Annotated in this window: 6 protein-coding genes; 3 read left to right on the plus strand and 3 right to left on the minus strand. The window is 65.3% G+C overall.

Annotated features, from left to right (window positions below; genetic code table 11):
* Positions 1-19 precede the first annotated feature (19 nt).
* The gene (gene galE / locus ACETMP_RS18645; protein ID WP_375157325.1) at positions 20-1,012 is read left to right on the plus strand and encodes a UDP-glucose 4-epimerase GalE; all 993 of its coding nucleotides are present in this window, start codon (positions 20-22) and stop codon (positions 1,010-1,012) included.
* 51 nt (positions 1,013-1,063) lie between these two features.
* Here galE and ACETMP_RS18650 read toward each other — a convergent pair whose 3' ends face one another.
* Positions 1,064-5,191 carry a GAF domain-containing protein gene (locus ACETMP_RS18650; RefSeq protein ID WP_375157326.1) on the minus strand — a complete coding sequence of 1,376 codons (4,128 nt, stop codon included), beginning with the start codon at positions 5,189-5,191 and terminating at the stop codon, positions 1,064-1,066.
* A 491-nt stretch (positions 5,192-5,682) separates the two neighbouring features.
* On the opposite strand from ACETMP_RS18650, the gene ACETMP_RS18655 reads away from it, so the two are divergent.
* A complete protein-coding gene (locus ACETMP_RS18655) occupies positions 5,683-7,041 on the plus strand; it encodes an LLM class flavin-dependent oxidoreductase (RefSeq protein ID WP_375157327.1) in 1,359 nt (452 codons plus the stop codon).
* 106 nt (positions 7,042-7,147) lie between these two features.
* On the opposite strand, the gene ACETMP_RS18660 is transcribed toward ACETMP_RS18655, so the two are convergent.
* Complete coding sequence (locus ACETMP_RS18660; RefSeq protein WP_028134282.1) at positions 7,148-7,603, minus strand: Lrp/AsnC family transcriptional regulator; 456 nt, start codon at positions 7,601-7,603, stop codon at positions 7,148-7,150.
* Positions 7,604-7,754: 151 nt separating this feature from the next.
* On the opposite strand from ACETMP_RS18660, the gene ACETMP_RS18665 reads away from it, so the two are divergent.
* Positions 7,755-11,186 (plus strand): indolepyruvate ferredoxin oxidoreductase family protein, encoded by a 3,432-nt coding sequence (locus tag ACETMP_RS18665; RefSeq protein WP_375157328.1) that lies wholly within the window; start codon positions 7,755-7,757, stop codon positions 11,184-11,186.
* A 9-nt stretch (positions 11,187-11,195) separates the two neighbouring features.
* On the opposite strand, the gene ACETMP_RS18670 is transcribed toward ACETMP_RS18665, so the two are convergent.
* Complete coding sequence (locus ACETMP_RS18670) at positions 11,196-12,107, minus strand: LysR family transcriptional regulator (protein WP_375157329.1); 912 nt, start codon at positions 12,105-12,107, stop codon at positions 11,196-11,198.
* Positions 12,108-12,142 lie beyond the last annotated feature (35 nt).

Here is a 12,142-nt window from a genome sequence, read left to right on the forward strand (position 1 = left end):
GAGAAGAGCACCAGACGACATGACCGACCGACCGACCGTCCTCGTCACAGGAGGCGCGGGCTATATTGGCTCGCACGCCTGCCGCGCATTGACCGCCGCCGGCTATCAGCCCGTCGTTTATGACAATCTCTCGACAGGCCATCGCAGCTTCGTCGCCGGTCCCCTGGTCACCGGCGATCTGCTCGACGGCGCGGCGCTGGCACGCGCCTTCGCCGACCACAACATCACGGCGGTGATGCATTTCGCGGCGGCGAGCCTGGTCGGCGAGTCCATGACCGACCCGCAGAAGTATTATGTCAACAACGTGCAGGGAACGCTGTCGCTGTTGCAGGCGATGCGCAACGCGAACTGCCATCGCATCGTGTTCTCCTCGACCGGCGCGGTCTATGGCAACGCCGATTCCAAGGAGCTGCCGGAAGACTTCCCCTGCGCGCCGATCAATCCGTACGGCGCATCGAAGCTGATGATCGAGCGGATGCTCGCTGATTATCGCACCGCCTATGGTTTCGGCGCGTTCTGCCTGCGCTATTTCAACGCCAGCGGCGCCGATCCGGGCGGTGGCATCGGGGAACTGCGCGACAACGAAACCCATCTCATTCCGCGCGCGATGATGGCGCTTCAGGGACATGTCGACTTCGCGGTGTTCGGCGACGACTACGCCACACCCGACGGCACCGCGATCCGCGACTACATCCACGTCACCGACCTCGCGGCGGCGCATGTCGCGGCCCTGAAGCTTCTGGAAGGCGGCCATGCCGGCGGCAGCTTCAACCTCGGCACCGGCTCCGGGTTCTCGGTGCGCCAGATCCTCGACGCCATCCGGCAGGAGACCGGGCGCGAGGTGCCGCACACCGTCAAGCCGCGCCGCGCCGGCGATCCCACTTATCTGGTCGCAGATCCGTCGGCAGCGAGAAAGGTGCTGAACTTCGTGCCGCGCCACTCCGACCTCGCGACGGTAATCCGCACCGCCTGGGCCTGGCACCAGAAGGCACACCCGTTCAGGGCGCGATAGGCGACCGACGCGCCCGCGCCTTGCTCCGGCGGGGGCGGACAGCCGCAGCCGTCAGACGGCGGCGCGTTTCAGCCGTGCCGCCGCGGCTTCCATCGCGGCTTCCCTGGCGGCAGCGTCCGGCTCCGGCTGGAGCGGCGGGGCGACAGGCAGAACCATCGGCCGCAGCAGCTCGGCCATCTGCCGTGCCGGCAGGGGTTTCGAGACGAGGAAGCCCTGCATCTCGTCGCAGCCATGAGCGCGCAGGAACGCCTCCTGCTCGGCGTTCTCGACGCCTTCGGCGACGACCGTCATGCCCAGCGCCTTGCCCATGCTGATGATCGCCTGCGCGATCGCCTGGTCTTCCGAATCCTGCGGCAGGTCCCGCACGAAGGAGCGGTCGATCTTGATAGTGTCGATCGGGAAGTGCTTCATCAGCGACATCGACGAATAGCCGGTGCCGAAATCGTCGATGGCGAGGCGAATGCCGCGGCTTTGGATGGCGTCGAGCACCTTGAGCGCGCGGCCGACATTGCGCATCATCATGCTCTCGGTGACTTCGAGCTGGAGCAGCACCGGCGACATGCCGCTGGCCGCCAGCGCCTCGTCGACGTCCTGCAACAGATGCTCGTCGGCGAACTGCCGCGGCGACAGGTTGACCGCCATCGACAGCGGCAACAGGCCGCTGCGCTGCCAGGCCATGGCCTGCGCGCAGGCCTCGTTGAGCACCCAGCGGCCGATCGGCACGATCAGCCCGGTCTCTTCCGCAAGCGGAATGAACTGCGCCGGCGAGACGTTGCCGAGATCGGGATGTGCCCAGCGCAGCAATGCTTCCACGCCGGTGATCTGGCCGGTCTCCATCTCCACCTTGGGCTGGTAGTTCAGCGAGAATTGCCCGCGCTCCAGCGCCCGGCGCAGCGCGCTCTCCAGCGACAGCCGTTCGATCGACTGTGTCTTCACTTCCTTGGAGAAGAAGCGATAGCCGTTCTTGCCGTCTTCCTTGGCGAGATACATCGCCATGTCGGCGTTCTTGGTCAGCGTCTGCGCGTCGGCGCCGTTGGCCGGATACATCGCGATGCCGATCGACGCCGTGGTATGGCACTCGTGGCCGGCCAGCTCCATGGGCTTGGCGAGCGCCGCCAGAAGCTCGGTCGCGATGCGCTGGACGTCGTCGATCCTGCCGCACTGGTCGAGGATCACCACGAACTCGTCGCCGCCGAGCCGCGCCACCACGTCGCTTGCCCGCAACGCGCCGCGCAGGCGGTTCGCCACTTCGAGCAGGAGCAGGTCGCCGGCCTCGTGCCCCAGCGAATCGTTGATGACCTTGAAGCGGTCGAGATCGATGAACAGCACCGCAAAGCGTTGATCGTGACGCTCTGCCGTGGCGATCGCCTCGCGCAACAGCCCGTTGAAGGTCTCGCGGTTCGGAAGGTCGGTCAGGCTGTCATGCGAGGCGAGGTATTCGATCCGCTCGTCGGCCTGGTTCTTGGCGTCCGCGCGATCGAAATTCTCCATCGCAAAGGAAACGTTGTCGGCGAGACGCTGCAACAGCTCGACGAACTCTGCCGTGAAGGTGCCGGGCTCGGTCGACATGTAGATCATGACGCCGACGGCCTGGTCGTGCACGATGAGCGGAAACGCCGCGCCCGAGCGCGCGCCGTCGCTGCGCACGATGGCGTGGAAGGCGCGGACGCGATCATCGTTCAGATAGTCGTTGCTGATGCAGGGCTGGCGCGTGCGGAACGCGGTGCCGCTCATCCCGCGCCCTTCGGGCCGCTCCGGATCGATGGAGAGGCGGACGTTGCGCGTGGTATCGGCAGACGGGCCCGCGCTCGCCACGATTTCCAGCTGATCGCTCTCGGCCCTGGCCAGCGCGATGGTCGTCGAGGTGAACTTGGCACCATTCGAGGCCGCGAGACACACGAGATCGAACAGCTCGGCGCGCGACTTCGCCCGCATGATCGCCTCGTTGGTCGCGCTCAGGGCCGCGAACATGCGCGTCAGCCGCTCCTTTTGGCTCTCGGTGCGGGCCTTCTCCTCGGCCCGGTCGAAATTGTCGAGCGCGAACGACACGTTCTCGGCGAGGCGGCCAAGCAATTGGACCAGATCGGGCGTGAACGTGTTGTCTTCGGTCGCAAGGAAAAGCAGGATACCGATCGGCTCCTGGCCTGCCTTCAGAAGCGGAAAGCTGGCGGCAGCGCGCGTTCCGTCCTCAATCGCCTTCGTCCGCCAGTGCATCGAGCGCGGGTCGTTGAGATAGTCGTTCATGACGCTGGGCCGGCGGGTCCGGATCGACATCCCGATGATGCCCTGACCCTCGGGATGGCCGGCGGCGAGATTGCAGGTGCGCCCGACCATCTGCTCCCGCAGACGTCCCTTCACCGCGGCGACACGAAGCACTTCGTTGTCCCTGTCGATGATGCCGATCGTGGCCGAAGCGAACACGTCGCCGAGGACGCCAGCCTGGCAGGCGGCCTCGAACAGCTCCTCGCGCGTCTTGGCGCGGATGATGGCCTCATTGGTTGCGCTCAGTGCCTCGAACATTCCGCTCAGGCGATTGCGCTGCCTGTCGGCCTGCGCCTTCTCCTCGGCGCGATCGAAGCTTTCCAGGGCGAAGGCGACGTTGGCCTGGAGCCTGCTCAGCAACTCGACGAATTCGTCCGTGAAGGTACCGACCTCCGGAGAGTTGAACAGGAACACGCCCTCGAGCCGGTCGCCGCTGAACAGCGGCAAGGCGGCGGAGGATGCGATTCCCGTGCGGCGCGCGCTGGCGTGCCACGGCGCAATGCGCTCGTCCGCGAGCACGTCGTTGCTGACGGCGGGCCGGCGCGTACGATAGGCGGTGCCGGTCAGGCCGCGGCCTTCCGGCACCTGCTCGGAGGTGGAGAACTTGAAGTTGCGAACCTCGTTCGCATTCGGCCCGTAACAGGCGACGACGCGCAGCAGCTCGGCCTCATGGTCGACCAGCGCGATGTTGGCCGAGGTGAACTTGGCGCCCTTGGCGGTCGCCTCGCAGACGAGATCGAACAGCTCGGTACGCGAGTGAGCGCGCAGGATGGCTTCGTTGGTGGCGCTGAGCGCGGCATACATGCGCGCCAGGCGTTCCTCCTCCACCGCAATCCTGGTCTTCTCGGACTCACGATCGAAATTGTCGAGAGCAAAGCAGACGTTTTCGGCAAGCCGGAGCATCAGCGCGACGACTTCTTCGTCCTTGGCCCAGGACCGGCTGATGAAGGACAGCATGACGCCGACGCTCTGACCATGCTTGATCAGAGGCGCTGCGACGCAGGCGGCGACGCCGGTATTGATGTTGGCTTGCTCCCACGGCGTCCCCTTGATCCGGCCGGGCAGATCGTCTTCCAAGCACGGCTTCTGCGAGCGGAATACTTCCCCTGTAATTCCGCGGCCATAGGGATTTGCCGGATCGACGGAATACCGGGTTCGAGCAACCAATTCCAGGTTCTGGCCGGTACCCGCAACCGGCTTCAGCCAATCGGAATCCGGCTCCTTCAGCAAAATGACGGTCGAGAGCGATTTGCCTCCATGAACTGAGGCGTCGCAGACGCGCTGATAGAGTTCCTGCTCGGTCTTGGCGCGCAGGATTGCCTCGTTGGTGGCGCTGAGCGCGCCGAACATGCGATTGAGCCGCCGCGTCGCCCGTTCGCTGGTCTGCCGCGCGGTCTCACGCGCGAAATTGTCCAGCGCATAGGAAATGTTGGCCGACATGCGCTCGAACAGCGACACCATCTCGTCGTCCAGCGAATTGGCCTCGCTGCGGGTCACATAGAGCACGCCGACGCTCTTGCCGTTGCAGAGCAGCGGCAGCGCGGCAGCCGCGCCGATGTGGGCTGAAGCCGCGCCCTCGCGCCATGCCAGCGAGCGCGGATCGTTGAGATAATCGTTGCTGATGCACAGCTTCTGCTGGCGAAACGCCTCGCCCCCGACGCCCGAACCCTCGGGCGTGCCGGCCTCCGTGGTGATGACGATCGAGCGCAGTCGCGGGAGGTCGTCGCCGGAGCCGGCCGCGAACCGCAAACGGCGGCCGTCCGGTTCGACCAGGAACACGGCGACGGCCACGAAATCCCCGCTGGAGAACCCGGCGTCGCAGACCTTCTGGTACAGCTCGTCCGGCGATGTGGCATAGAGAATCGCTTCGTTGATGGCGCTCAGCGCCGCAAAGGTGCGCGCGAGTGTCGTCGTCACGATCTCAGCTCCCGGGGCATTCTGCCAGTTTTTCCCAGGTGACTTTATGAACGCCCATCGCCTAAATGGTCGTTATTGCGCGCTGCAAACCGTCAATCAAAGTGAACGAGCTGCGAACGACCGCGCCAGACTGCCGGAGAATACCGCAGCGCGGACGATTCCTCCACCGAAGGCGGTCTCTTTGGGAATTTGCAGCCCTGTATTGGTTTACGGCCGGTTGATATCGCAACTGCGCTTTGAGACGATGGCCTCAACAACCATTGTCCGCCAAGGGCAAGAACCTCCGGGAACGCCATGCCGATCGCCAAGGCCGATCGTCTCACGCACGTCAGCGCGGCCCTGCTCCGCCAGGCGTCTCCTATCCTGGCGGGATCGCGGGCCTGCGTGCGCAGGATCGAGGTCAAGGGTGCCACGTGGCAAAAGCTGCCCGCTGGCGCAGGACTACCGGCGCGACACCGTCCTCGACGTGGCGTGACGGAAGGGAGAACAGCATGACGCGACAGATGGTCCTGGTCGGCTTCCTCCAGGCGCAGAACTGCACCAACTTGCCGAGCTCCTGGCGGCATCCGGACTCGCGCGACGATTCGATGTCGGCGGATTATTATCAGGAGATCGCCAGAATTCTCGAAGCCGGCAAGTTCCACATGGCCTTCTTCGACGATCGCCTGGCGATGCCGGACCGCTATGGCAACGACCACGCCCACACCGTCGAATACGGCATCCGTTGCGTGAAGATGGATCCGCTGATCGTGCTGACCACGATGGGCATGGTCACCGACAAGCTCGGTCTGGGCGCGACCTGCTCGACCACCTATTACGAACCCTTCGACGTCGCGCGCCGTTTTGCAACGCTCGATCTGATGTCCGGCGGGCGTGCGGGCTGGAACGTCGTGACCTCGCTCAATGACGGCGAAGCCCTCAACATGGGACGGGATTCGCATCCCGAACACGATTCCCGCTACGACCGCGCCGACGAGTTCATGGAGGTTGTGCTCGGTCATTGGGACACCTGGGAAGACGGCGCGCTCATCGTGGACAAGCAAAGCGGCCGCTTCGCCGATCCGAGCAAGGTGAAGCGGCTCGATCACAAGGGACCGGCCTTCAAGTCGCGCGGCCCGTTCACGGTGCCGCGCTCGCAACAGGGCCATCCCGTGATCATCCAGGCCGGCGCCTCCGGCCGCGGCCAGCGCTTTGCGGGCCGATGGGGCGAGGTGATCTTCACGGCCGCGCGAAATCTCGCCGCGGCCAAGGAGGGCTACGCGGCCGTGCGCAACGAAGCCGCCAAGGCCGGCCGCGATCCCGACCGCATGTTCCTCTGCAATCTGACGACGCCGGTCTGCGCAGCGACCCGGGCGGAGGCCGAGGACAAGATGGCGCTGATCAACAAGCTGCCGCTTGAGATCGACGCCCTGTCGCTGCTTGCCGAAGCGCTCAACTACGACTTTGCCTCCAAGGACCTCGACGAGCCGCTGACGACGGACGAATTGAAGAGCATGCAGGGCATTGTGGGCATCCGCGATGGTGTGCTGAAGGCGTCCGGCAAGAGCAATCCGACCGCACGCGACTTCGTCACCTTCTCCGGCCGCGGCCAGGTCCAGGATGCGATGGTCGGCGGCCCCAAGGAGATCGCCGACAAGTTGGAGGAGATGTTCGTCGAGCGCGGCTGCGACGGATTTGTCATCGCCGCGACCTGTGTGCCCGGCTCCTACGCCGATTTCGTCCAGCATATCGTGCCGGAGCTGCAGCGCCGCGGCCTGTTCCAGACGGACTACCGTGGCAAGACACTCCGGGAGAATCTCGGGCTCGAGCGGCCGGCGGCCGGTGCCTGGAAGGTCCGGCCGCGCGATTAGCTCGCAGAGCGAAGGCGGAAGCCTGCCAACCACTTTCGCAAATCAAGGCGAGATGATGGGCACGGGGCGAACGCGCCTTTGCCCAGCCTACGGCACCTCCCGCGTCTCAAAACGGCAGCGCGACGCTCGACTTGATCTCCTTCAACACCACGTTGCTGCGGACATAGCGGATGCCGGGGATGCGAAACATGAACTCGTCGAGGAAGCGGTTGTAGGCCGCCATGTCCTGCACGACGACGCGCAGATGATAGTCGGCATCGCCCGTGGTCGCAAAGCACTCCAGCACTTCGCGGCGCCTCGTGACCCTGGCGACGAATTCGTCGACGAACTTCGCGTCGTGCCGCTCCAGCGAGACGTGGAGGATGGCCGACATCGCAAACCCTGCCTGCTCGCGCGCGACCAGGGCCGCATAACCCTGAATGACGCCAGCCTCCTCCAGCGCACGCACCCGGCGCCAGCAGGCGGAGGTGGACATGCCGACCTCCTCCGCCAGTTGCTGATTGGTGGCGCGGCCGTCCTTCTGGAGGTGGGCAAGAATCCGGGTGTCCTGGTCTTCAATCATGGGACCTCACAATCCAGTCAACCCTACCAAAATCCGCCCTCCCTTGAAAAATTATACCATAAACTGGCTTCGATGCGAATGAATAGGTAAGAACTACCAGGGCTTCGGGCATACCCTTCCATTGTTCGGGGGGTGCCGCGCGAGGTCTGCCATGGACGCCATTTCGTCACTCGACAGCTATGAGCTCTCCGACCGCTATGATCGCGACGAGGGCCGCGTCTTCCTCACGGGCACGCAGGCCATCGTCCGCATCGCACTCGACCAGGCGAGGCGCGACCGTGCCGCGGGTCTCAACACCGCCGGCTTCATCTCCGGCTATCGCGGCTCGCCGCTCGGCGGCATCGATCTCGAACTCTGGCGCATCCAGGAACGCCTGAAGCGGGACCGCATCGAATTTCTGCCGGCCGTCAACGAGGACCTTGCGGCGACCGCGGTGCTCGGCTCACAGCAGGTCGAGACGCAACGCGACCGCGAGGTCGATGGCGTGTTCGGACTCTGGTACGGCAAGGGCCCCGGCGTCGATCGTTCCGGCGACGCGCTCAAGCACGGCAATGCCTACGGCTCCTCGCCCTATGGCGGCGTGCTGGTCGTCGCCGGCGACGACCATGGCTGCGTTTCCTCCTCGATGCCGCACCAATCCGACGTCGCCTTCATGAGCTGGTTCATGCCGACGCTGCATCCGGCCAGCGTCGGCGAGTATCTCGCGTTCGGCGAATATGGTTACGCGCTGAGCCGCTTCTCCGGCATGTGGGTCGGCTTCAAGGCGATCTCGGAGATCGTGGAGTCAGGCGCATCGGTCGCGCTGCGCCCACCGCGCCTCTTCCGCGCGCCCGAGTTTACGCCGCCCCCTGATGGACTGCACTACCGCTGGCCCGACTTGCCGGGCCCGCAGATCGAGGAGCGGCTGGAGGCGAAGAAGCACGCGGTCTATGCCTTCGCAAAGGCCAATCCGATCGACCGTCACATCTACGATATTCCGGACGCCACCTACGGCATCGTCACCACGGGCAAGGCCCATCTCGATCTGATGGAGGCGCTGCGATTGATGGGCCTCGACGAGGCCGCCTGCCGTCGCATCGGGATCGACGTCTACAAGGTCGGCATGGTCTGGCCGCTGGCGCTGCACGACGCCATGGCCTTCGTAAAAGGCAAGCGCGAGATCCTCGTGGTCGAGGAGAAGCGCGGCATCATCGAGAGCCAGTTCAAGGAGTATTTTTACGACTATCCCGGCAGCAAGCCCGAACGCATGGTCGGCAAGCACGATGAAACCGGGGCCAGGCTGATCTCCTGGATCGGGGAATTGTCGCCGCGCGCGCTCGCCGGCGTCCTGGCCCGCCGGCTCGATCCGATGTTTCCGGGCCTCAATCTCGCTGCCCGCGCAGCCGCGCTCCTGGCGGAGGCGGCACGCAGCATCAACGTCGCGGGCGCAACGCGCTCGCCCTATTTCTGCTCGGGCTGCCCGCACAACATTTCGACGAAGGTGCCCGAGGGATCGAAGGCGCTGGCCGGCATCGGCTGCCACTTCATGGCGAGCTGGATGGACCGCGAGACCTCATCGCTGATCCAGATGGGCGGCGAAGGCGTGAACTGGGCGGCTTCGTCGAGATTCACCGGCCGCAAGCACATCTTCCAGAACCTCGGCGAAGGCACCTATTACCATTCCGGCTCGATGGCGATCCGGCAGGCGATCGCGGCCGGGACCAACATCACCTACAAGATCCTGTTCAACGATGCCGTCGCGATGACCGGCGGCCAGCCGGTCGACGGTCCCGTCAGCGTCCATGCGATCGCGCACAGCGTTCGCGCCGAAGGCGTGAGGCGCATCGCGCTGGTGTCGGATGATCCCGCGCAGTTCTCGCCCGCCGACCTTCCGGCCGGCGTCACCATCCATCCGCGCGAGGCGATGGATGCCGTGCAGCGCGAGCTGCGCGACATCCCCGGCGTCTCGGTCCTGATCTACCAGCAGACTTGCGCCACGGAGAAGCGGCGCCGGCGCAAGCGCGGTCAGATGGCCGACCCCAGGCGCTTCACCTATATCAACGACCTCGTCTGCGAAGGTTGCGGCGACTGCTCGGTGGAATCCAACTGCCTCAGCGTCGAGCCGAAGGAGACGCCGTTCGGCCGCAAGCGTCAGATCAACCTGTCGGCCTGCAACAAGGATTTTTCCTGCCTCAACGGCTTCTGCCCGAGCTTCGTCACCGTCGAAGGCGCGACGCGCCGGACCAAGGCCGCGAGCCGGATCGATGCCATCGGCCGTGCGGCTACGCTTCCCCTACCCGTCGCTGCCGCGCTCGACCATCCCTACGACTTGCTCGTGACCGGCGTCGGCGGCACCGGCGTGATCACGGTCGGCGCGCTGATCGGCATGGCCGCACACCTCGAACGCCGCGGCGTCTCGGTGCTGGACTTCACCGGCTTTGCGCAAAAGTTCGGGCCCGTGCTGAGCTATATTCGCCTCGCACCGGATCCCGAGGCCCTGCACCAGGTGCGGATCGACCAGGGTGCGGCCGATGCGCTGATCGGCTGCGATGTGGTCGTCAGCTCCTCGCCGAAGGCATCCGGCACCTACCGCCGCGGCACGCGGGCCGCGGTCAACACCGCGGAGATGCCGACCGGTGACGTGGTCCGCTTCCGCGATGCCGATCTCGCCTCCGCCGCCCGGCTGGGCGCGATCGGCCGGGTCGTCGGCGAGCACAATCTCGCCACGATCAACGCCAACGCGCTGGCCGAACGGCTGCTCGGCGATGCCGTCTATGCCAACATCATCATGCTCGGCTTTGCCTGGCAGGGCGGGCTGGTCCCGATTTCGTTGCAGGCGCTGCTGCGCGCGATCGAGCTCAACGGCGTCGCGGTCGAGCGCAACAAGCAGGCCTTTGCCTGGGGCCGGATCGCGGCTTCCGATCCCGGCTTCCTGCCGAAAATGACCGAAGCGCCGGAGGTCGAGACGCTCGACCAGATCATCGACCGTCGTGCCGACTTTCTCACCGCCTATCAGGACAGCGCCTATGCGGCGCGCTACCGAACCACGATCGCAAGGGTTCGCAGCGCGGAGGCTGCCCTGAACAGCGAGGCTCTGACCGAGGCGGTTGCACGCGCCCTGTTCAAGCTGATGGCCTACAAGGACGAGTACGAGGTGGCGCGCCTGCACATGCAGAGCGGCTTCCTCGACGAGCTGAAGCGCGAATTCGAGGATGGCTTCAGGGTCCGATATCACCTCGCCCCGCCATTCCTCCCCGCGGAGCGCGACGCGCGCGGCCGCCCGCGCAAGCGCGCTTTCGGCCAGTGGATCCAGATGCCGCTCGCCATCCTCGCGCGTTTGAAGGGGCTGCGCGGCACGCCGTTCGATCCGTTCGGCCATACCCGGGAACGGCGCACCGAGCGCGACCTGATTGCGTGGTATGAAGCGCTGATCGAACGGATGCTCGGCGAGCTCGACGCGGCGCGGCTTCCCGATCTCGTCGCGATGGCCAGGGCGCCCATGGAGATCCGCGGTTATGGACCCGTGAAGGAGGCCGCGATCGCCTCGGTCAAGTCGGAGGTCGAGTCCCTGTTGGTGCGGCCGACGGCGCGGCGAGCGGCCTGACCGCAGGCCTCACGAATAGGGATTGATCAGCTTCTGCTGCTCGGCGCTGTGATGCACGATCAGGTCGATGAAGGTCCTGACCTTCGCCGAGAGATGATGACGGTGCGGATAGACTGCGTTCATGGACAGCTCGACCGTCCGATATTCCGGCAAGAGCCGCACGAGGCGGCCGGCTTCGAGATCGTCCTGAATGAGAAACCCAGCCGTCAGGCAGACGGCCGCACCCTCCAGCGCGACCTTTCGCAGCGCTTCCCCGCTGTTGGTGACGAAGCTGCCCGAAATACGGACGGAGGCCGGCGTGCCCTTGCGATCAAGGAAGCGCCATTCGTCGCCGAACGGATAGTTCAAATGCCGTCCGCAATTGTGCCCCGTGAGCTCGTCGAGCTTCTGCACCTTGCCATGCTTCTCGATGTAATCATGGGAGCAACACAGCACGTGACGCCAGGTCGCAAGGCTCCGCACGATCAGGCTCGAATCCGGCGGCGGGGTCATACGCAAGGCGACGTCGTAGCCTTCCTCGATGAGATCGACATCGGCCTCGCCCATGCGCAGATCGACCTTGAGCTCCGGATAGGTCGAGAGCAGCTTCGCCACGACCGGCGCGACGAACGGCACCATATGGGTGGCAACGTGAATGCGCAGCGTGCCGCGAGGCACCGACTGCAATTCGCTCGCGATGTCGTCGGCCTGCTCGAGATCGGCGAGAATTTGGATCGAGCGACCGTAATAGGCCTTGCCGATTTCGGTGAGGCTCACCTTCCGCGTGGTGCGGTTGAGCAGGCGCACGCCGAGCCGGTCCTCCAGCGCCTGCACGTGATTGCTGACCATGGTCGTCGACATGTTGAGCCGGCGGGCGGCGGCAGAAAAGCCGCCATTTTCAACCACATGGACGAAGGCGGTCAGGCTGGTAAAGCGATCCACGGCCGAGATTATCCACTTCTACTGGACAATGCTTC

The sequence above is a fragment of the Bradyrhizobium dasycarpum genome, assembly GCF_042019905.1.
GTDB lineage: Bacteria > Pseudomonadota > Alphaproteobacteria > Rhizobiales > Xanthobacteraceae > Bradyrhizobium > Bradyrhizobium japonicum_B.

What these genes read in the sequence shown, in the direction of transcription:
- ACETMP_RS18655 (WP_375157327.1), top strand. Translation starts at nt 5,683, where the DNA reads ATGACGCGACAGATGGTCCTGGTCGGCTTCCTCCAGGCGCAGAACTGC.
- ACETMP_RS18660 (WP_028134282.1), bottom strand. Translation starts at nt 7,603, where the DNA reads ATGATTGAAGACCAGGACACCCGGATTCTTGCCCACCTCCAGAAGGAC.
- ACETMP_RS18665 (WP_375157328.1), top strand. Translation starts at nt 7,755, where the DNA reads ATGGACGCCATTTCGTCACTCGACAGCTATGAGCTCTCCGACCGCTAT.
- galE (WP_375157325.1), top strand. Translation starts at nt 20, where the DNA reads ATGACCGACCGACCGACCGTCCTCGTCACAGGAGGCGCGGGCTATATT.